Origin of the sequence: Pseudomonas sp. C8002 (assembly GCF_013385765.1) — a bacterium.
In the GTDB taxonomy this organism is placed as follows: domain Bacteria; phylum Pseudomonadota; class Gammaproteobacteria; order Pseudomonadales; family Pseudomonadaceae; genus Aquipseudomonas.
In genome coordinates this window covers 1-20,046 of the sequence record NZ_JACAPJ010000031.1, presented here as the reverse complement: position 1 = coordinate 20,046, position 20,046 = coordinate 1, and the positions used below count along the sequence as shown (strand labels likewise).

Sequence of the window (20,046 nt, the reverse complement as noted above, 5' to 3'; positions counted from 1 at the left end):
TCCAGCAACCGAGGCGACGAACATGCAAAAAGGTCTGACGGGCAAGAACACCCTGCGCACATTGGGGCTAGCGATCACCCTGGCGTGCGTGACGCCGCTGCTGTCGGCTGCCGAAATCAAGGGCACCCTGAAACCGGGCGAGCTGTCCATCGGCTCCGACCTCACCTACCCGCCTTACACCTACCTTGAGCAAAAGACCCCGGCCGGTTTCGACCCGGAGTTCATGCAACTGATGGGCAAGCAACTGGGGCTCAAACCACGTTTTCTCGACACCCGTTTCGCCAACCTGATCCTCGGCGTCAACGCCCGGCGTTTCGACGTGGTGGCCTCGGCGCTATACGTCACCCCCGAGCGCGCCAAACAGGTGGATTTCCTCAGCTACTTGAAGACCGGTTCTTCGCTGATGGTGCTCAGTGCCGGCGACTTCAAACCCCAGCGCCCGGAAGACCTGTGCGGCAAGCGCGTCGGGTCGATCAAGGGCGCGTCGTGGGTGCCAAAGCTGAACAAGGTTTCGGCGGACTACTGCCTCCCTGCGGGCAAGCCGGCGATCGAGTCGCGTGAGTTCCCGACGTCCCCGGAGGCCGCCCAGGCCCTGCTCGCCCAGGCGGTGGACGTGCAGATGGAAGACGCGGCGGTCGCCAAGATCACCGTGGAAAAACTGCAAGGCAAAACCGTGATCAGCTCCAGCGAGTTGATCTACCCGGTGGTGGTCGGCCTGGCCGTGCGCAAGGAAAACCCGGCACTGCTCCAGGCGCTGACCGGCGCCCTGAGCCAGATCAAGCAGGACGGCAGCTACGGCAAGCTGCTAGCGCGCTACAACCTGGCCGAGCCGAACGCCGCCGAGATCAGTGCGGCACTGGGTAACTGAAACGCGGAGCACCTTTATGCAATTCGATTGGCACTACACCCTGGGTTTGTTATGGAACGGCGACTTCTGGCGAGCCGTCGGCACCGTGGTCGAACTGAGCCTGGAAACCTGGCTGCTGGGCATTGTGCTGGGGTTTTTCCTGGCCCTGGCGCGGCAGTCGGAGCGCCGCTGGCTGCGGGACTCCGCTGGCGTCTACATCTGGTTCTTCCGCAGCCTGCCGTTGCTGGTGCTGTTGATCTTCGTCTACAACCTGCCGCAGGTGTTTCCGTCCACCAGCGCGGTGTTGTCCAACCCCTACTCCGCGGGCCTGATCGCCCTGGTGCTGAGTGAGGCGGCCTACATCGCCGAGATCCATCGGGGCGGCCTGCTGGCGGTGGTCAAGGGGCAGCGCGAAGCCGGCAAGGCGCTGGGCGTGGGTTATCGCGGCGTGCAGCGGTTGATTGTGGTGCCGCAGGCGCTGCGGGTTGCGTTGCCGACACTGGCCAACGAATACATCACCATCGTCAAGCTCACCTCGCTGGTGTCGGTGATTTCGCTTTCGGAAATCCTGCTGGTGGGCCAACAGCTCTACACCCAGAACTTCCTGGTGATGGAGACCATGCTGGCCGTGGCGTTCTATTACGTGTTTATCGTGACGGTGTTCAGTTGGTTGTTGCGGGTGCTGGAGAACCACCTGGACGTGACCCGGCGCAAACCCAAGGCCATCGCCCCCGCCGTGCTCGACCAAGTGGAGACGCGTCGTGCCCCCGGCCAGGCCGAGCCCGGTGAGTTTGCCTTGCAGGCTCGCGGGGTGCGCAAGGCCTATGGCGAGCTGGAAGTGCTCAAGGGCGTCGAACTGAATGTGCGCTGGGGCGAGGTGGTGTCGATCATCGGCCCGTCAGGCTCGGGCAAGACTACGCTGATTCGTACCATGAACGGCCTCGAAAGCCTCGACCGTGGCGAAATCACCCTGCAAGGCCAGCCGTTCCTGCGTGGCAGCCAGGAGCCGCAAGGCGCGCTGGGGCACAAGGTGCATATGCGCGGCATCGTGCATGTCGGCATGGTGTTCCAGGGGTTCAACCTGTTCCCGCATAAAACCGCCCTTGAGAACGTGATGCTCGCGCCGGTCTACCATGCCCATGGTAGCGGCGAAGAACTGCGCCTGTTGAGCCTGGCCCTGTTGCGCAAGGTCGGCATGCTGGAGCACGCCGGCAAATACCCGCACCAGCTATCCGGCGGGCAACAGCAACGGGTGGCGATTGCCCGCGCCCTGGCGATGCGGCCTTCGGTGATGCTGTTCGATGAACCCACCTCGGCCCTCGACCCGGAACTGGTGGGCGACGTACTGGCGGTAATCGAGGAATTGGCTCGCGAGGGCATGACCATGGTCATCGTCACCCATGAAATGAACTTCGCGTTCAAGCTTTCCGATCGTGTGGTGTTCATGGAAGGCGGCGAGATTATCCAGGACGCCGCACCGCGTGACATGCTCGAGCAACGCAGTGAACGCATGACCAAGTTCCTCAAAGACGTCCAACTGGCGTGAGCCCAAGGAGCCCCGACGTGAGCCAAGCCAAGGAACCCAGCCTGTCGCTGGCCGACCAGGTTGCCATCGAACTGCGCGAAGACATCATCGGCGGCCGCCTGCTGCCCGGCATGCCGCTGGTGGAAAGCGAACTGGTGAACGCCTACAACGCCTCACGCAACACGGTGCGTGAAGCCTTGCACCACCTGGGCCGCGAAGGCCTGACCAGCTACGTGCGCAACAAAGGCGTGATCGTGCGCCGCCTGGGGGTGGAGGAAGTGCGTGACATCTTCAAGGTGCGACGCACCCTGGAGCTGCAGGCCATCGCCGCCAGCAAGCCGCTGCGCGAATACCAGTCCGACCTGATGCTGGAGTCCATCGAGGCCGCGCAACTGGCCCAGGACCGCGAGAACTGGCAAGCCTTCGGCACCCACAGCCTGCGCTTTCACCAACACATTGTCGGGCTGATGCGCAGCCCGTTGCTGGACGAGTTTTTTACCCATATTGCAGCCCAGATGCGCCTGGTGTTTTCCAACGCGCCCAGCGAGGAAACCTTCCAGAAGCCCTGGCTGGAGCGCGACCGGCAGATTCACGACTTGCTGGTTGACGGCCACAAACAAGCCGCCGGCGAAGCCCTGGCCAGCTACCTCAATGACTCCGAATCGCTGCTGCTGGACATCCTGAGCAGCATTCCAAAACCCTGAAGCGAGGACCCACCATGTACAAGGACTACCCAGCGGCCTACCAAGTCAGCAAAGGCGCTGCCTTGCAGGTCGACAAAGCCTTCTATGACCGCGTGCGCGAGTCCCGGGACGGGCGCACCCTGATCGAGCAATTCGAAGTACCGATCCGCACCGGCCGCGCCTGGAAAGTACCGGCAGGCCATGTGTTCCGCGTGACCACGCCGGTTGGCCCGCAGGTCGGCGACTTCAACGTGTGGAGCGCCAACGACCCCCGCGAACGCATGTGGGCGGCACGCACCCGCCAGCTGCAAGGCGCGCACGTCACGACCTACGACCGCCTGTGGTCGAACCTGCCGTTTTTGCGGCCGATGGTCACTATCACCGACGACAGCCTGGCCGACTATGGCATCGACGAACACGGCGGGCGCCTGCACGACTTGCTGGGCACGCGCTGCGACCCTTACGTGAACAAGATGCTCACCGGCGAAGACTTCCACCACCACTGCCACTCCAACCTGACCCGCGCCGTGCTGCCCCATGGACTGACCGAGTTCGACGTGCACGACGTGCTGAACATTTTCCAGTGCACCGGCCTGAATCACGACGACATGTACTTCATGAAAGCCTGCCCGGCCAAGCAGGGCGACTATCTGGAGTTCTTCGCCGAAATCGACCTGCTGTGTGCCCTCTCCACCTGCCCCGGTGGCGACCTGTCGCTGCCGATGTGGGGCCCGGATGCGGAAGACCCGTTGAAGGTCTGCCGTCCGCTGGGGGTGGAAATCTACCGCCTCGACGACGCGCTGCTGGAGGGCTGGAAACAACCCGAGCGCGCCGCCTATAACGGCAACCATGGCCTGTTGATTGCCAAGGCTGACTGGGAAAAGTAACGGGCAGACCGACACCTGGGGCGCCGCGCCTCAGGTGTTCTGCGCAATCCTGCGGCTGATGAAACTGAAGGCCAGCACGATAAATATCAGCACGCCGGTTGCCACCTGCTGCCAGTAGAAGTTCCAGCCGATCAACAGCAAGCCATTGGCGATGACGTTGATGAACAGCACCCCCAGCAATGTGCCCGGAATATTCGCCCGGCCCTGGCGGTTCAATGTGGTGCCGATAAACACCGCACCAATCGCATTCAGCAGGAACGCATTGCCCGACAGCGGCACGTAGGCGCTCACCGTCGAACTAAGCAGGATCCCCGCCACCGCGCACGCCAGCGCCGCCGCCAGCACCGTGGTGGTGACGATGCGCCGCACCGACAACCCCGAGTAATACGCCAGCAGCGGCTGGGTACCCTGGGCCAGCAGTTCGCGCCCCAGGCGTCCACGGGCCAGCAACAGGCCGTAGACCACGGCCAATACCAGCACGATCAACAGCGGCAAGGGCACGCCCAAAGGGCTGAAGCTCGCCAGTTCCGGCTTGAAACCCTGGGCGATATAAATTGGCTGGCCGCCGTCCGAGAGCAGTTGCTGGGCACTGGTGCCGATAAACAAGGTGCCGAGGGTGGCCAGGAACGGGCTGATCCGCAGCCCCGCGATCAAGCCGGCATTGAACAGTCCTACCAGCAGCCCGGCGGCCAACGCACCGGCAATCGCCACACCCAGCCCGTGCCCGGCGTTAAGCAACACCACAAAGCTGAAGCTGGCGAAATCCAGCGCGGTGCCTACCGACAGATCGATGCCACCGGCCGCCACCGCATAGGTCATGCCGATCGCAACAATCGCCAGCAGCACGAAATTATTCAGCACCAGGCTTTTCAGGTTGCCGCCACTGAGAAACCCCGGGGCCTGCCAGGCAAACACCACCACGATGGCCACGAACACCAGCGGCAACGTCAGGGGCAGCAGCGAACGCCAGCCGCCATGGGCTTGCAGGATGGATACCTGACTCATGAATGTTCTCCCCGGTTCAATGCGCTGGAAGCGGCGACCACCAGCAGAATCAGCACGCCCTGGACACCGTTGACCCAGAAGCTCGATACGTTGAGCAACTGAAACCCGTTGATCAAAAAGCCGATCAACAGCGTCGCGAGCAAGGTGCCGGGGATGCTTGCCACCAGTCGCCGGGAAAACACCACGCCAAGAAAGGCTATGGCGACCACCGACAACAGCATGTCACCGGAGCCGGTGGTGCTGCCGCTGAAAAATGCCGCTGAACACAAAGCCGCCACCGCGGCACACAGCCCAGACAGCAAATAACTGGAGAGTACGTAGGCCGGCACTCGAATCCCGGCGGCCTCGGCAGCGTGCGGGTACTCGCCGACGGCATGCAGGCGCAGCCCATAGGCGGTGTGCTGGATCAGCAGCGTCAACACAAAGGCCGTCACCAGCAACACCCAGGCGAGTGCCGGCACGCCCAGCCAGGTCCCGCCACTGAGCAGGTCGAGCAACGGTGAGTCAGTCGAGACCACGGTGTTTTCGGTGAGGACCAGCTCCAGCCCGGCCAGTACATTCATGCTTGCCAGCGTTGCGAGCAACGGTGGCAAGCGCAGCACCACCACGGCCAGGCCATTGAGCAGGCCCACCGCCAGGCCGCAACCCAAGGTCAGCAGCAGGCTTACCCACAGGTCGAGGCCTGCGTTGTTGAGTCGACTGAACACCGCCGCGCACAAGCCCAAATTGGCCGCCAGCGACAGATCAAGCCCGCCCGCCACCACGTTGGAGCCGCCGCCGATAATCACGCAGGTCAGGCCGAAGGCAAGTACGCCGAGGATCGCCGACTGGCTGAACACATTCGCGATATTGCCGACTGAAAAGAAGTTCGGCGCGGCGACGGCAAAGCCCAGCAAAATCGCGAGGAATACGCCCACCGAGCCGCGCCGCAACAGCAGTACCCATAACCGTTGGGACAAGCCAGGAGTAGCAGCTTCAAGCAGGGACATGCGCCACCTCCGGTTTCACCTGCACAGCCACTGTGGACTGCACCGCACCCGTGGCACACGCCAACAGTTGATCACTGTCCGCCTCACCGGCATGGAACTCCCCGGCTATTTCACCGCGATGCAGCACCAGGATGCGGTCGCAGATCCCCAGCAGCTCAGGCAAATCCGAAGACAGCACCAGCACCGCTGCGCCCTCTTCCACCAGCCGCCCGATCACGCGATAAATCTCGACCTTCGCGCCGACGTCCACACCTACGCACGGTTCGTCCAACAGGTACACCGCCGAGCGCCGGCTCAGCCATTTGCCCAGGGCGACTTTCTGCTGGTTGCCGCCGCTGAGCTGGCTGACGGCAGCCTGCGGGCCCGGCGTCTTGATCGCCAACTCGTCGATCAGCCGCAGGCTTTCGGCCTGCTCCTTACGCTGGCTCAGTAACCCCCAGCGACTGAAACGCCCAAGCCCGGCGAGCGTGAGGTTTTCCAGCACCGACAGCAGCGGTGAAATCCCCTGGCTGCGGCGTTCTTCCGGCACCAGTGCAATCCCTTGGGCAATGGCTTCTCCGGGTGAACGCAGGCGCAACAAACGCCCCTCCAGATGAATGCTGCCGCTGTCGGCGCGCACCACACCGAACAGGGTCTTGAGCAGGTCCTTGGCGCCCGAGCCGACCAGCCCGGTGAGGCCGACGATCTCGCCCCGACGCAATTCCAGGTCGATCTGCCGGTAGCGCCGGGCCAGGTTCAGCCCACGCACCTGCAGCAATGGTTCGCCAAGCTCGACCTGCGCCTTGGGGTACATCTCCTGGACCTCGCGGTTGACCATCAACCGCGCAATCTGCGCGCTGGAGGTGTGCCGTGGCTCAACCACGGCCACATCTCGACCATTGCGCAACACCGTCACTTCATCGCACAGGCTGTCGATTTCCTGCAGGTAATGGGAGATGTAGAGAATCGACAAACCCTGGTCCCGCAGGCGCTTGACGATCCGCAGCAGCTGGTCGACTTCGCGCTTGACCAGCGCCACGCTGGGCTCGTCGAACACCAGGATCTTCGGCTTGCGAATCAACGCCCGGGTGATTTGCAGCACCTGGCGCTCGGCGCTGTTCAGCTCGCCTACCAACGCGTCGGCGGGCAGTTGCAGCTCAAAATATTCCGCCAGCAAACGTTCTGCCTCGCGCTGCTGCCGGCGCCGGTCGACAAACGGACCACGGCGTAATTCATGGCCGAAAAACAACGCCTCGCCCACGGTAAAACTCGCCGGCAACAGCCGCTCCTGATGGATGAACTGCACGCCCAGCGCGTCCACCTGGCGCGGCGACAGTGCGGCATACGGCTGGCCGTCAATGCTCACCTGCCCCGAGTCCGCTTTGTGGATCCCCGCCAGGACCTTGATCAAGGTCGACTTGCCGGCACCGTTCTCGCCCACCAGGCCGTGAATGGTGCCGCGCTCGACCTTCAGGCTCGCATCCTCCAGCGCCAGGGTGGCGCCGAAGCGTTTGCGCAGGTGCTGCAAGTGCAACGCGGCCATCAATCACCCCGCAGTTGCTGGACCTGCGCCAGGTTGGCGGCGGTGGTCAGCAGCGTCGGCACATGGGTTTCCTTGGGCAGGTCACGCTGCCCGGCCAGGTAGCGGGCCACGTTCTGCACAGCAGTCTTGCCGATCAGCGCCGGTTGCTGGGCGACTACCGCGCCCACCGGCGAATTGGCCTGGCCGAGCAGCTCCAGTACCTCCGGCGTACCGTCCACGCCGTAGGTCTTGATCTCGGTGCGCTTGGCGTCGATCAACGCCTTGCTTGCCCCCAGTTGCGGAATGTCCCATGCCGCCCAGATCGCCGAGACACTGCCGGCCGGGTACTTGTTGAGCAACGCGGACACCTGGGAATAGGCATCCTGCACGGTGTTGGGGATCACATCCCGCAGCTCCGGCTCGATGATTTCCAGTTGCGGGTGATCCTTGAGCGCCAGCTTCAACTGGTCGTAGCGAATCGCGCACACCGGCACGCCGTAGAAGCCGTTGAACACCAAGATCTTGCCCTTGCCGCCGGCATCCTTGATCAACTGATCGGCCAGGGCCTTGCCGGTGGCGACGTTATCCGAGGTGGTGTTGTTGAGGCTGTACTGCGACGGCGCGTCGATGGTGAACAGCGGGATGCCGGCCTTGCTGATGCGCTTGAGCCACGGGTCGATCACGCTCAGGGTGCCGAGGGTCTGGATCACCGCATCGGGTTTCTGGGTGACCACGGTTTGCAGTTGGGTCACCAGGTTCTTGTCGTTGCGCCCTGCATCCAGGGTGATCGGCGTGCCGCCGAGGCGCTTGATCTCGTCGACCTGGGCCTGGAAGGCCTTGATATCGAAGTAGTGACTGGTGCCGGTCATGCTCACGGCAATGCGCTTACCGGCCAGGGACGGCACCGCGTCATCGCCCTCGGCGGCCTGGGACACGGCGGCGTGGCCCAGCAACAACGCTGCGCCGAGCAAGATGTAACGTGAACGCGAGAAAAAGGTGCAAGGCATACAGGGCTCCGCTGAGCAACGGGTGAAAGGGTTCACCTGTGTGCATTGCAGAGCCCATGCCATAAATTATTGTGAGTAAAATCAATTAGATGAAAACATTGGATGACGTTGCGGTGTCCCGCCCAAACCACAACTGTCCGACTGCTGTTGCCCAGCCAACAGTTGGCCGAGAAATCCGGCCAGCCACCTCAGGCCGCCGGGTAAGCAAAGATCAGCTCGACCCTGATCCCGTTCGGGTCTTCGACAAACAATTGGTGCTCGAACAGGTCCGGCACCACCCGCTCGGTAAAAGGCACCCCTAGCGTGTGCAGGCGTTGCCGGTGACTTTCAAGGTCATTGCAGCGCAATGCAATGTGATCGAGCGCACCTGAGCCGTCGCCGGCAGCAGCACGCACCCCAAGATACGTTTCAAGCTGCGCGGCGCTGCCCTGCAGGCTGGCGATATGCAGCAGCGGGCGATCTGCTGAATAAAGCCAACTGCCCGGAAAAGGAAATGCCGGGCGCCAGCCCTCCTCCAGGCCGAGGGCGTCACGATAGAAACTCACCGTCGCGTCGACATGCTCCGTGCGGAGCGTGAAGTGATCAAGGTAGTGAACGGTCATGTGCAGAGCCCTCCCGTCAGAGCGCACCCAACTGCTTCATCAGCGTCAGGTTGTCTTCGATGTGCCAGTTGGCGACGATCTTGCCCTTGCCGATCTGGTAAATGTCGGTGGCAATAAAGTCTACGACCTGCCCAGTGCCCTTGATCTGACCAAAGGAACCGGTGAAGTGCCCGCGAAAATGCAAATGTGCCACCACGCGGTCGCCGGCAATGATCATTTGCTCTACTTCACAGCTCAGGTCCGGCACCGCGCCGCGAAACGCACGGGAGGCCAGCAGCGGTCCCTCCGGCCCTTGTTTGCGCCCGGCGGGCGGTGTTTTATCGATGAAGTTGAGCGCCAGCGTTTCACGGGCCAGACTCTCGTCACCGGTATTCCAGAAAGTGTCGTAACGCCGGGCGACGGTTTCCATGATCTTCAGTTGCGCGGCGGTCAGGCTCTTGTCCACCACCAGGACACCCGGCGTCACCAGTTCGGTGGTGGCAAACGCCACGCCGGAGAGGGTCAGGGCCAGGAATCCGGCGGCGATAAGGGGAATGGAACGTTGCATACGGGCACATCCTTTAAAGGCGAAGAGAACGAACTCAGATGGTTTCGCTTTCCCTGAGGCTGAGGGGGCTTTTCAAGGTGTATTGAGCGATGGCGTCCTTGCGCATGAACGCCACGCCGGGATGGCTGTTGGCGTACCGCAGAAACTCGTCCCAGACCCTGACCATTTGCGGCGTACCGCTGATGCGATCGTGGGCACTGATCGCCATCATGCGGCGTCGGCTTCCGGCTTCCAGGTAGAGCTGGTCGAACTCCAGCTTGACCTGTTGAAGGAATTTCGAGGGCGAGTAATTGCGCCCCTCAATCAACACGATGTCGTTGTTGCGCAGGGTATACGGGACCACGACAAAGTCCTTGCCATTGACCTGCTCGATAAACGGCTCATCGCGACTCACATCATCAATGTGATAGACGTAGCCCAGCTCCTGCAACAACGACAAGGTATTGGGCCCGCGCCGCAGCCAGTTGCAGTTGTAGCCGGTGACCGGCTGACCGGTGACGTCCTGCAACATGCTCGCGGCCTGGCGCAGGAAAGTGCGCTCTTCATCCCGGCTCATGGCAAATTGCGAGCTCCAGTGCGGGCCATGCCCCGAGGCTTCGTGCCCACGGGCGACGATCTCCCGGGCCAGCGCTGGGTTGTGCTTTACGGCGTCGCCGATCATGTGGCAGGTGACTTTCACCCCATGCCGGTCCCAGAGATCAAGCATCCGCGGAATACCTTCACGGTAGCCATAGGCAAACCAGGTATTGGTGGCCACATCCTCCGGAACACTGTCGGGAAAATCCACGTGGGGAAACGGACTGTCAGTGCCCTTGAGCGGTTGGCCGCCTGCCTCGAATTGCATGGAAATGGACACCACCAGCCGGGTGTCCCCTGGCCAGAAACGCCCGATTGCCTTGCCGGCAGTCGCCGCGGGGGCAGCGTTGCCCGGCCCTGTCACCGCGGCTTTGGCAGCGGCCGGGCCGAGCAGCGATCCTGCGGCCAGAACAGCAGCACCTGCGCCGGCCTGGGCGAGGAAAGTACGACGATGCGGGTTATCGGTTTTGTCCATGTTGGTTCACCTCATACTGAATTCAGGGGATCAGGCAATCGCTGCAGGCCGGGTGGCTTTACCCGCGCCTTCCTGGGAAACAATGAACAGCACACCGAGCAATGGAATCGCCGCAGCCGCAAACGGAATCGCCGCCGCGCCCCAGTGGCTGTCCACCACGATGCCGCCGATGATGCCGCCCAGGGCGTTGGCCAGGTTGAAGGCCGAGATATTCGCCGTGGCAGCCAGCTCCGGGGCCTTGCCGCCGTGCTTCATCACGCGCATTTGCATGGATGGCACGTTGGCGAACGAGGCGATACCGAAGAGGAACGCGGTCACCAGGAACGGCCACTTGTAGGGCGCCACAAGGCCTGCGGCGATCAGTGTCACGATCATCGCCGCCGGCCAGAACATCAGCGAAAAGCGCAAGTTGGCGTCTGCGGTACGCGCCCCGAGACTGTTGCCGACTACCAGGCCAATGCCGACCACGACCAGCACAGCGGTCAGCATCGTCGAATCAAACCCGGCCACCTGTTCGGCGATCGGCGCGATATAGCCATAAAAGGCCATGAACCCGGCCCAGCCGAGCACCGTGAACATCAGACTGGCCAGCAGGTTGCGGTTACGGAACACCGCCAACTGGTTGATCAACGACACTGACTGCTCGGTGCCCTGGCGCTTGATCGACACAATGATTGCCAGCAACGCGAGCACGCCCAACGCGGCGACTATCAGGAATGCGGTGCTCCAGCCATATTGATTGCCAATCCACGAGCCGGCGGGAACGCCCAGCACGTTGGCCAACGTCAGCCCGGCAAACATCTGGCCGACGGCGCGGCCTTCCATGCCGCTGGCCACCAGGCGCGTCGCGACCACCGCGCCGATCCCGTAGAACGGCCCCTGGGTCAGCCCGGCAATCGCCCGGCTGACCAGCAACACGCTGTAGTCGCTGCTGAGGGCAGTCATTACGTTGGCGCCGACGAACACCGCCATCAACAACCACAGCACCGTGCGTTTTTCGTAGCGCGAGAGCCAGATGGTCAGCACCGGGCCTCCGACCACGATGGCCAGCGCGTAGGCGGTAATCAGGCTGCCAGCCTGCCCTTCGCTGATGTTCAAGCTGTGGGAGACCTGGGTCAGTAATCCGGCAATCACGAACTCGGCGGTGCCGATGGCGAAAGCCGCCAGGGTCAGCACCCAGACCTGGATGGGCATTTTCGAAGAATTGGATGACATGTCAGTCACTCCGATGGTTAACGATGGATGCAAAACTAGTTCTTTTGGCTTAACTTGATAATTGAGTCGAAATCAAAAACCACTTTCGGAAATACCGAACAATGCTGCTGAAGAACCTTGAGTTGTTTTTGCTGATTGTGGAAAAAGGCGGGTTGTCGGCAGCGGGTAGAGAGCTGGGACTGTCACCCGCCTCTGTCTCGGAAAGGCTCGCGCAGTTGGAGGGTTTCTATGGCGCCAGCCTGCTCAACCGCACCACCCGGGCGATCAACCTGACGGACGAAGGCCGCTTGCTGGTGGAAGGCGCCCGCCGCTTGCTGGCAGAGGCCAACGAGCTGCACAGCAGCATTCGCCATGGCACCCACACCCTGTCCGGGCCGATTCGCCTCAGCGCCCCGGAAGACCTCGGGCGCCAATACATCGAACCGATCCTCGCCGCATTCATGCTGGAGCATCCCGAGATCAGCATTGACCTGAACCTGAGCGACGGCTACGCCGATCCGGTGAGCCAGGGCATCGATTTCGCGGTGCGCTACGGCGAGCTGGCGGACAGCACCCTGCATGCCAGGCCGATTGGCGAAAACCGTCGCGTGCTGTGTGCGTCACCCCACTACCTGGCGCTCAATGGTACGCCCCGACACCCCGAGGATCTGGCGCGCCACGAGTGCCTGGTGATGCGCTTCGGCATCAATATTTCGCGGGAATGGACCTTCAAGCGGCACGGGCACGCCCATCGGGTGCTGGTCCAGGGCCGGCGGGTGGCGAACGACGGTGCGCTGGTACGCCAGTGGTGCCTGGCGGGCCATGGCATTTGCCTGAAATCGGTGTGGGACGTGCGCGCCGACCTTGAGGCCGGGCGATTGGTCGAGCTGCTGGCTGACTATGATTTGGGTAGTACCGCGCTGAACATCATCTATCCGCCGACACGGGTTCAACCGCGCCGTGTCAGGGTGTTGATCGAGCGGATAGTGGATGAGCTGTCGCTGCACGATCATTCAATATCCGGCCAGCCGTTAGGCCTAACTTAAGGCTCCAATGTCCTGAAACCCTGGAACCTAAAATGCCCGCCTCCCACGCTTCGACGAATTACGCCTCGATCAACTTCGCCCAGAAATACGCCCTGTTCAGCGAGCAATGGGCGCCCAAGGTCGTCGCGCAGATGAACGACTACCAGTTCAAGGTGGTGAAGATTGAAGGTGACTTCATCTGGCACGACCATGCCGACACCGATGAAACCTTTATCGTCCTCGAAGGCACCCTGCGCATCGACTTCCGCGACGGCGCGGTGACCATCGGCCAAGGGGAAATGTACGTGGTGCCCAAGGGCGTCGAGCACAAGCCGCACGCATTGGGTGAGGTGAAGTTGCTGTTGATCGAACCCTGCGGCGTGCTGAACACCGGCAGCGAGGGTGGCGAGCGCACGGCAATCAACGACGTGTGGATTTAGCACCTTCCGGCGTTGCCTGTTTGGGCTAGTCTTTACCTCACAGTTACTCCAGACCAGGAGCACGCGTGATGAACAGGCAGCTCAGGAAAACCTCAGCCCTCGTGATTGCCCTGATGGCGTTGATGGGCAACGTCTACGCTGGCACTGGTGCCTGCCCGCCCACCCATGCCCTTAAAGACGCGTTCAAAAAGACGCCGACCGGGGAAGTGGTCGCCTACACCGCGTCCGGCCCGGACGGTCGGCAATGGACCGGGCAAAACCCGATGACAGAGCAGAGGGAGCTGCACCAAGTCCAGTTCGAAAAAGCGGTGATCCAAAGCAGCCAGGGCCAGTCGTCTGTGGCATGCCACTACCTGGATCAGAACCATGAACCGGTAAGCATGACCCTGAAAAACCAGGTCAATGCCAGGCCTTTGGGCAGCGCATGGTCAGGCAACGAATGCACGGCAACCAACCCGGCGCTCTGTACATTTGAATAGCAGACACGCCCGACAATTTATGCGGCGCGCTGTTCCTTGCATCTTGCGCAACAGTCCTTTGTCATCAACAGCATTGATAGCTCCCTAACGAAAGCCCCATGCTAGAGGGCTCGCTTTACGCTTATATCATTCCGAATGATAGTTACCTTTGTTTCATTCGATTCGTGAGATAGCACCCTGCCGAGCATGATCCGCCCATCTTAAATACATTGGCGGATGCACCTCATGGAACAGTCACTCAAACATTTGCGCTATCCCTTGGCCATTTTGGCCGTGATGGTGATGAGCGCCTGCGGCAAAGCGCCCGAACAGGCAGCCGCCATGCCACCAAGCCACGTCAGCGTGGCCAAGGTGCTGGAACAACCGGTCAATGAGTGGGACGAATTCACCGGCCGGCTCGAAGCGCCGGAAACCGTGCAGATCCGTCCGCGCGTGTCGGGCCAGATCGATCAGGTCGCCTTCACCGAAGGTGCCTTGGTCAAGAAAGGCGACCTGTTGTTCCAGATCGACCCACGCCCATTCCAGGCCGAAGTGCGCCGCCTCGAAGCACAACTCGCACAAACCAAGGCCGCCGCCACCCGCAGCGATAACGAAGCCCAGCGCGGCGAACGCCTGCGCCAGAGCAATGCGATCTCCGCCGAGCTGGCCGACTCGCGCACCACCGCCGCCCAGGAAGCCCATGCGACTGTCGCCGGCATCCAGGCGCAGTTGGACCTGGCCAAGCTGAACCTGAGCTTCACCCGTGTCAGCTCGCCCATCAGCGGCCGCGTCAGCCGTGCCGAGATCACCGCCGGCAACCTGGTGACCGCCGATGTCACCGCGCTGACCAGCGTGGTGTCCACCGACAAGGTCTACGCCTACTTCGACGCCGATGAACGTGTGTACCTCAAGTACACCGAGCTCGCGCGCCAGGGTCGCCGTGGCGCGACCACCCCGGTGTACCTGGGCCTGTCCAATGAAGACGGCAACCCGCACCTGGGCCAGATGAACTTCGTCGACAACCAGGTCAACCCGGCCACCGGCACCATTCGTGGTCGCGCCGTGTTTGATAACAGCAAGGGCGAATACACCCCAGGCCTGTATGCGCGCCTGAAGCTGGTAGGCAGTGGCACCTACTCCGCCGTGCTGATCAGCGACGAAGCCGTGGGCACCGACCTGGGCAAGAAATTCGTGCTGGTGATGGACGGCGACAAGCCTGCCTACCGCGCGGTGGAGCTGGGTCCGAAGATCGAAGGTTTGCGCATCGTGCGCAGCGGCCTGACCAAGGACGACACGATCATCGTCAAGGGTTTGCAGCGCGTTCGCCCGGGGTCGCCGGTTGCACCGGAAACCATCCCGATGGCCAGCAAGGAAACCCTCGCCGCCTTGGCACAACAACGACAAGCGCTTGAAGCCAGCAACCTGGAGCAAGTGGCGCCGGATAAAGCCGCGCCCAAGCTCGCAAGTACAGCGACTCCACGCGGTTAAGGGATACGACTCAAGATGAATTTTTCCAAGTTCTTCATTTCGCGGCCGATCTTCGCAGCGGTGCTATCGCTGTTGATCCTGATCGCCGGCGCGATTTCACTGTTCCAGCTACCGATCAGTGAATACCCGGAAGTGGTGCCGCCGACCGTCGTGGTCCGTGCCAACTTCCCGGGCGCCAACCCCAAGGTCATCGGTGAAACCGTGGCCGCGCCCCTGGAGCAAGCCATCACCGGCGTCGAGAACATGCTGTACATGTCCTCGCAATCGACCGCCGACGGCAAGCTGACCCTGACCATCACCTTCGCCCTGGGCACCGACCTGGACAACGCGCAGGTGCAGGTGCAGAACCGGGTAACCCGGACTCAGCCCAAACTGCCCGAGGAAGTGACGCGCATCGGTATTACCGTGGACAAGGCCTCTCCCGACCTGACCATGGTGGTGCACATCACCTCCCCCGACCAGCGCTACAACATGCTCTACCTGTCCAACTACGCGATCCTCAATATCAAGGATGAGCTGGCACGGCTGGGCGGCGTGGGTGATGTGCAGCTGTTCGGCATGGGCGATTACTCCCTGCGTGTGTGGCTGGACCCGAACAAGACCGCCTCGCGCAACCTGACCGCCACCGACGTGGTGACGGCCATTCGCGAACAGAACCGCCAGGTGGCGGCCGGTGCCTTGGGCGCGCAACCTGCGCCGAATGACACCAGCTTCCAGCTGTCGGTCAACACCCAGGGCCGACTGGTCACTGAGGAAGAGTTCGAGAATATCGTCATCCGTGCCGGCGCCAACGGCGAAATCACGCGTTTGAAGGACATTGCACGGGTTGAGCTGGGTTCCAGCCAGTACGCCCTGCGCTCGTTGATCGACAACCAGCCGGCCGTGGCGATCCCGATCTTCCAGCGCCCGGGCTCCAACGCAATCGACATCTCCAATGAAGTGCGCGCCAAGATGGCGGAGCTGAAACAGAGCTTCCCGGAGGGCATGGATTACCGCATCGCCTATGACCCTACCGTCTTCGTACGTGGCTCCATCGAGGCCGTGGTTCACACCCTGTTCGAAGCACTGATCCTGGTGGTGCTGGTGGTGATCCTGTTCCTGCAGACCTGGCGTGCGTCGATCATTCCATTGGTGGCGGTGCCGGTATCGTTGATCGGTACCTTTGCGGTGATGCACCTGTTTGGCTTCTCGCTCAACGCGCTGTCGCTGTTCGGGCTGGTGTTGGCGATCGGTATCGTGGTGGACGACGCCATCGTGGTGGTGGAGAACGTCGAACGGAACATCGAATTGGGCCTGGAACCGTTCCCGGCCACTGAAAAGGCCATGAGCGAAGTAACCGGCCCGATCATCGCGACCGCGTTGGTACTGTGTGCGGTGTTCATTCCAGCGGCATTTATCAGCGGCTTGACCGGCCAGTTCTACAAGCAGTTCGCCTTGACCATTGCGATCTCGACCGTGATCTCGGCGTTCAACTCGCTGACCCTGTCGCCCGCACTGGCAGCGGTATTGCTCAAAGGCCACAACGCTCCGAAAGACGGGTTCTCCAGGTTCCTCGACAGGATGCTGGGCGGCTGGTTGTTCAAACCGTTCAACCGCTTCTTCGACAAGGCCAGCCATGGTTACGTCGGCACGGTACGCAGGGTGATCCGCGGCAGTGGTATCGCGCTGTTCCTGTACGCCGGCCTGATGGTCCTGACCTGGATGGGCTTTGCCCACACGCCGACCGGTTTCGTACCGGCCCAGGACAAGCAATACCTGGTGGCCTTCGCGCAATTGCCGGACGCCGCGAGCCTGGACCGTACCGAAGACGTGATCAAGCGCATGTCCGACATCGCCATGAAACAGCCCGGCGTGGAAAGCGCGATCGCCTTCCCCGGCTTGTCGATCAACGGTTTTACCAACAGCCCGAACAACGGCATCGTGTTCGTGACCTTGAAGCCGTTCGATGAGCGTAAAGACCCGAGCTTGTCTGCCGGTGCGATTGCCGGTGCACTGAATGGCAAGTACAGCAGCATCCAGGAAGCCTACATGGCGATCTTCCCACCGCCGCCGGTACAGGGCCTGGGTACGATCGGCGGGTTCCGCCTGCAGGTCGAAGACCGTGGCAACCTGGGTTACGACGAGCTGTACAAAGAAGTGCAGAACATCATTACCAAGAGCCGTGGCGTGCCTGAGTTGTTCGGCCTGTTCACCAGCTACACGGTCAACGTGCCCCAGGTCGATGCTGCCATCGACCGCGAAAAGGCCAAGACCCATGGCGTGGCGATCAGCGACATCTTCGACACCCTGCAGATCTACCTGGGCTCGTTGTATGCCAACGACTTCAACCGCTTCGGGCGCACCTATCAGGTCAACGTGCAGGCTGAGCAACAGTTCCGCCAGGATGAAGACCAGATCGGCCAGCTGAAAGTGCGCAACAACAAAGGCGAGATGATTCCCCTGGCGACCTTCATCAAGGTCAGCGACACCTCGGGCCCGGACCGCGTGATGCACTACAACGGCTTCATCACCGCCGAGATCAACGGCAACGCCGCACCGGGCTACAGCTCCGGCCAGGCCCAGGCGGCGATCGAGAAACTGTTGAAAGACGAACTGCCCAACGGCATGACCTACGAGTGGACCGACCTGACCTATCAGCAAATCCTCTCGGGCAATACTGCGCTGTTCGTGTTCCCGCTCTGCGTACTGCTGGCGTTCCTGGTACTGGCCGCCCAATACGAAAGCTGGAGCCTGCCACTGGCGGTGATCCTGATCGTACCGATGACCCTGCTGTCGGCCATCACCGGGGTGATTATCTCTGGCGGCGACAACAACATCTTTACCCAGATCGGCCTGATCGTCCTGGTGGGCCTGGCCTGTAAGAACGCGATTCTGATCGTCGAGTTCGCCAAGGATAAACAGCAGGAAGGCCTCGATCCGCTCGCTGCGGTACTGGAAGCCTGCCGTCTGCGTCTGCGGCCGATCCTGATGACCTCGTTCGCCTTCATCATGGGTGTAGTGCCTCTGGTGATGTCCAGCGGTGCCGGTGCCGAGATGCGCCATGCCATGGGTGTGGCGGTGTTCTCCGGGATGATCGGCGTGACCTTCTTCGGTCTGCTGCTGACGCCAGTGTTCTATGTACTGATCCGCCGGTTTGTTGAACGCGGTGAAGCGCGCAAAGCGGCCAAGGCCTTGAAGCTGGAGACACAGCAATGAGCGTGAAAGTATTTTTGCCGAGCTTGCTGGTACTGGCGCTGAGCGCCTGTGCCGTGGGCCCGGACTATAAAACCCAGCCACTGGAGGCGGCCAACGTAACGGCCGCCGCCGACGCCAAGCAATACGACCACGGTAAGTTCGAAGGCATCTGGTGGCAGCAGTTCGAGGACCCGACCCTTAACCAGCTGGTGACTCAATCCCTGCAAGGCAACCGTGACCTGCGGGTGGCATTTGCCCGCCTGCGGGCAGCCCGGGCGATTCGTGACGACGCTGCCAATGACGTGATGCCGGTGATCACCAGCCGTGTCAGCAGCGATGTGGGCAAAGGCCAGATCCCCGGCCAGACCACCCAACGTGTCAACAGCGAGCGTTATGACCTGGGCCTGGACATGGCCTGGGAAGTGGACTTGTTCGGGCGCATCCGCCGCAACCTGGAGGCCAGCGACGCTGACCAACAGGTTGCCGAGGCAGACCTGTATCAACTGCAAGTCACGATGATTGCCGAGCTGGTGGACGCTTACGGTCAACTGCGGGGCGCGCAACTGCGCGAAAAAATCGCAGTGGCCAACCTGAAGAACCAGGAGGATTCGCGCGGTATCACCGTCAGCCTGCGGGACGCCGGTGTGGGCGATCAGCTCGATGTGGTGCGGGCCGATGCGCGTCTGGCGGCTGTAGAAGCCAGTGTGCCGCAGCTGCAGGCCGAGGAAGTTCGCGAGCGTAATCGTATCGCCACCCTGCTCGGTGAGCGGCCGGACAAGTTGAGCGTGGATTTGAGCCCGAAAGATTTGCCGGCGATTGCCAAGGCGTTGCCGATTGGTGATCCGGGGCAACTGCTGCAACGTCGTCCGGACATTCTCAGTGCCGAGCGTAAGTTGGCAGCCGCCACGGCGCGGATTGGGGTGGCCAAGGCTGATCTGTTTCCGCGGGTGAGCCTCAGTGGGTTCCTCGGGTTTACCGCTGGGCGGGGTTCGCAGATTGGGTCGGCGGCGGCGAATGCCTGGTCGCTGGGTCCGAGCATTACCTGGGCGGCGTTTGACCTGGGCAGTGTGCGGGCGCGGTTGCGTGGTGCGGATGCTGAGGCGGATGGTGCTCTGGCGAGCTATGAGCAGCAGGTGTTGCTGGCGCTGGAAGAATCGGAGAATGCCTTCAGTGATTACGGTAAGCGCCAGCAGCGGTTGGTTTCGCTGATTCGTCAGAGCGAGTCGAGCCGGGCGGCTGCGGATCTGGCGGAGATTCGCTACCGCGAAGGGACGGTGGATTTCCTGGTGTTGCTGGACGCGCAACGTGAGCGTTTGGCTGCCGAGGATTCGCAGGCTCAGGCCGAGGTGGATCTGTATCGTGGGATTGTCGCGATTTACAAGGCGTTGGGGGGTGGGTGGCAGCCGAGTACCACCATTGCCAGTGCCAAGTGATCTGATTTAAAGAGCTCCTTTGGTTGGTCGCATCCAGCCAATTTTTAGCCCCGTGCCGTCATTCGGTCGCGGGGCTTTTTTTTGCTCGTTTGTGGTGTGGGTATATCCGTTATCTCGGTCAGGGCTGCTATTGGTTCCGCTCTTACAGCGGCTCACTTTTGAACAGCGCAAAAGTAAGCAAAACGCTCTT

At 61.9% G+C, this 20,046-nt stretch carries 18 protein-coding genes; 10 read left to right on the top strand and 8 right to left on the bottom strand.

Annotated features, from left to right (window positions below; all coding sequences use genetic code 11):
* Nucleotides 1–22 precede the first annotated feature (22 nt).
* Genes HX814_RS27430 through HX814_RS27415 form a run of 4 tightly spaced genes read left to right on the top strand, consistent with a single transcriptional unit; the run spans nt 23 to nt 3,942 of the window.
* Nucleotides 23–868: an ABC transporter substrate-binding protein gene (locus tag HX814_RS27430; protein ID WP_087694529.1), complete on the top strand. Its 846-nt coding sequence runs from the start codon at nt 23–25 to the stop codon at nt 866–868.
* A 16-nt stretch (nt 869–884) separates the two neighbouring features.
* On the top strand, nt 885–2,393 hold the full coding sequence (locus HX814_RS27425; protein ID WP_177009933.1) for an amino acid ABC transporter permease/ATP-binding protein: 1,509 nt from the start codon (nt 885–887) through the stop codon (nt 2,391–2,393).
* A 17-nt stretch (nt 2,394–2,410) separates the two neighbouring features.
* Nucleotides 2,411–3,076: a GntR family transcriptional regulator gene (locus tag HX814_RS27420; RefSeq protein ID WP_003210850.1), complete on the top strand. Its 666-nt coding sequence runs from the start codon at nt 2,411–2,413 to the stop codon at nt 3,074–3,076.
* Between the two features lie 14 nt (nt 3,077–3,090).
* Nucleotides 3,091–3,942 carry a DUF1989 domain-containing protein gene (locus HX814_RS27415; RefSeq protein WP_008433843.1) on the top strand — a complete coding sequence of 284 codons (852 nt, stop codon included), beginning with the start codon at nt 3,091–3,093 and terminating at the stop codon, nt 3,940–3,942.
* A 30-nt stretch (nt 3,943–3,972) separates the two neighbouring features.
* On the opposite strand, the gene HX814_RS27410 is transcribed toward HX814_RS27415, so the two are convergent.
* From HX814_RS27410 to HX814_RS27375, 8 genes are all read right to left on the bottom strand, one after another.
* Nucleotides 3,973–4,947, bottom strand: coding sequence for an ABC transporter permease (locus HX814_RS27410; RefSeq protein WP_177009932.1), 975 nt, complete (start codon nt 4,945–4,947; stop codon nt 3,973–3,975).
* Nucleotides 4,944–5,936, bottom strand: coding sequence for an ABC transporter permease (locus HX814_RS27405; protein WP_008433847.1), 993 nt, complete (start codon nt 5,934–5,936; stop codon nt 4,944–4,946). The genes HX814_RS27410 and HX814_RS27405 overlap by 4 nt, the downstream gene beginning before the upstream one ends.
* A complete protein-coding gene (locus HX814_RS27400) occupies nt 5,923–7,458 on the bottom strand; it encodes a sugar ABC transporter ATP-binding protein (RefSeq protein WP_134326677.1) in 1,536 nt (511 codons plus the stop codon). The genes HX814_RS27405 and HX814_RS27400 overlap by 14 nt, the downstream gene beginning before the upstream one ends.
* The gene (locus HX814_RS27395; protein WP_003210861.1) at nt 7,458–8,444 is read right to left on the bottom strand and encodes a sugar ABC transporter substrate-binding protein; all 987 of its coding nucleotides are present in this window, start codon (nt 8,442–8,444) and stop codon (nt 7,458–7,460) included. Before HX814_RS27395 ends, HX814_RS27400 begins: the two co-directional genes overlap by 1 nt.
* Nucleotides 8,445–8,632: 188 nt before the next feature.
* Nucleotides 8,633–9,046: a VOC family protein gene (locus tag HX814_RS27390; protein WP_177009931.1), complete on the bottom strand. Its 414-nt coding sequence runs from the start codon at nt 9,044–9,046 to the stop codon at nt 8,633–8,635.
* Between the two features lie 16 nt (nt 9,047–9,062).
* Nucleotides 9,063–9,593: an ester cyclase gene (locus tag HX814_RS27385; protein ID WP_177009930.1), complete on the bottom strand. Its 531-nt coding sequence runs from the start codon at nt 9,591–9,593 to the stop codon at nt 9,063–9,065.
* A gap of 34 nt (nt 9,594–9,627) precedes the next feature.
* Nucleotides 9,628–10,644, bottom strand: a complete 1,017-nt coding sequence (locus tag HX814_RS27380) for a polysaccharide deacetylase family protein (RefSeq protein ID WP_177009929.1) — start codon at nt 10,642–10,644, stop codon at nt 9,628–9,630.
* Nucleotides 10,645–10,674: 30 nt separating this feature from the next.
* Nucleotides 10,675–11,859: an MFS transporter gene (locus HX814_RS27375; RefSeq protein ID WP_177009928.1), complete on the bottom strand. Its 1,185-nt coding sequence runs from the start codon at nt 11,857–11,859 to the stop codon at nt 10,675–10,677.
* A 101-nt stretch (nt 11,860–11,960) separates the two neighbouring features.
* Between HX814_RS27375 and HX814_RS27370 the strand changes: the two genes are divergently transcribed.
* The 6 genes from HX814_RS27370 (at nt 11,961) to HX814_RS27345 (ending at nt 19,856) form a co-directional block, all read left to right on the top strand.
* Nucleotides 11,961–12,884 carry a LysR family transcriptional regulator gene (locus HX814_RS27370; protein ID WP_177009927.1) on the top strand — a complete coding sequence of 308 codons (924 nt, stop codon included), beginning with the start codon at nt 11,961–11,963 and terminating at the stop codon, nt 12,882–12,884.
* A 32-nt stretch (nt 12,885–12,916) separates the two neighbouring features.
* Nucleotides 12,917–13,303: a cupin domain-containing protein gene (locus tag HX814_RS27365; protein WP_177009926.1), complete on the top strand. Its 387-nt coding sequence runs from the start codon at nt 12,917–12,919 to the stop codon at nt 13,301–13,303.
* 68 nt (nt 13,304–13,371) lie between these two features.
* The gene (locus HX814_RS27360; protein ID WP_177009925.1) at nt 13,372–13,782 is read left to right on the top strand and encodes a DUF3757 domain-containing protein; all 411 of its coding nucleotides are present in this window, start codon (nt 13,372–13,374) and stop codon (nt 13,780–13,782) included.
* Nucleotides 13,783–14,007: 225 nt separating this feature from the next.
* On the top strand, nt 14,008–15,249 hold the full coding sequence (gene mexE / locus HX814_RS27355) for a multidrug efflux RND transporter periplasmic adaptor subunit MexE (RefSeq protein ID WP_008433857.1): 1,242 nt from the start codon (nt 14,008–14,010) through the stop codon (nt 15,247–15,249).
* Nucleotides 15,250–15,264: 15 nt separating this feature from the next.
* On the top strand, nt 15,265–18,444 hold the full coding sequence (locus HX814_RS27350; protein ID WP_003210869.1) for an efflux RND transporter permease subunit: 3,180 nt from the start codon (nt 15,265–15,267) through the stop codon (nt 18,442–18,444).
* Entirely contained in the window at nt 18,441–19,856 is a 1,416-nt protein-coding gene (locus HX814_RS27345; RefSeq protein ID WP_177009924.1) for an efflux transporter outer membrane subunit, read from the top strand. The genes HX814_RS27350 and HX814_RS27345 overlap by 4 nt, the downstream gene beginning before the upstream one ends.
* The last annotated feature ends 190 nt before the right edge of the window (nt 19,857–20,046 follow it).

Bases quoted from the DNA above. Each gene is read 5' to 3' on its own strand.
- HX814_RS27430 (WP_087694529.1), top strand. From the start codon at position 23: ATGCAAAAAGGTCTGACGGGCAAGAACACCCTGCGCACATTGGGGCTA.
- HX814_RS27425 (WP_177009933.1), top strand. From the start codon at position 885: ATGCAATTCGATTGGCACTACACCCTGGGTTTGTTATGGAACGGCGAC.
- HX814_RS27415 (WP_008433843.1), top strand. From the start codon at position 3,091: ATGTACAAGGACTACCCAGCGGCCTACCAAGTCAGCAAAGGCGCTGCC.
- HX814_RS27410 (WP_177009932.1), bottom strand. From the start codon at position 4,947: ATGAGTCAGGTATCCATCCTGCAAGCCCATGGCGGCTGGCGTTCGCTG.
- HX814_RS27405 (WP_008433847.1), bottom strand. From the start codon at position 5,936: ATGTCCCTGCTTGAAGCTGCTACTCCTGGCTTGTCCCAACGGTTATGG.
- HX814_RS27400 (WP_134326677.1), bottom strand. From the start codon at position 7,458: ATGGCCGCGTTGCACTTGCAGCACCTGCGCAAACGCTTCGGCGCCACC.
- HX814_RS27395 (WP_003210861.1), bottom strand. From the start codon at position 8,444: ATGCCTTGCACCTTTTTCTCGCGTTCACGTTACATCTTGCTCGGCGCA.
- HX814_RS27390 (WP_177009931.1), bottom strand. From the start codon at position 9,046: ATGACCGTTCACTACCTTGATCACTTCACGCTCCGCACGGAGCATGTC.
- HX814_RS27385 (WP_177009930.1), bottom strand. From the start codon at position 9,593: ATGCAACGTTCCATTCCCCTTATCGCCGCCGGATTCCTGGCCCTGACC.
- HX814_RS27380 (WP_177009929.1), bottom strand. From the start codon at position 10,644: ATGGACAAAACCGATAACCCGCATCGTCGTACTTTCCTCGCCCAGGCC.
- HX814_RS27375 (WP_177009928.1), bottom strand. From the start codon at position 11,859: ATGTCATCCAATTCTTCGAAAATGCCCATCCAGGTCTGGGTGCTGACC.
- HX814_RS27370 (WP_177009927.1), top strand. From the start codon at position 11,961: ATGCTGCTGAAGAACCTTGAGTTGTTTTTGCTGATTGTGGAAAAAGGC.
- HX814_RS27365 (WP_177009926.1), top strand. From the start codon at position 12,917: ATGCCCGCCTCCCACGCTTCGACGAATTACGCCTCGATCAACTTCGCC.
- HX814_RS27360 (WP_177009925.1), top strand. From the start codon at position 13,372: ATGAACAGGCAGCTCAGGAAAACCTCAGCCCTCGTGATTGCCCTGATG.
- mexE (WP_008433857.1), top strand. From the start codon at position 14,008: ATGGAACAGTCACTCAAACATTTGCGCTATCCCTTGGCCATTTTGGCC.
- HX814_RS27350 (WP_003210869.1), top strand. From the start codon at position 15,265: ATGAATTTTTCCAAGTTCTTCATTTCGCGGCCGATCTTCGCAGCGGTG.
- HX814_RS27345 (WP_177009924.1), top strand. From the start codon at position 18,441: ATGAGCGTGAAAGTATTTTTGCCGAGCTTGCTGGTACTGGCGCTGAGC.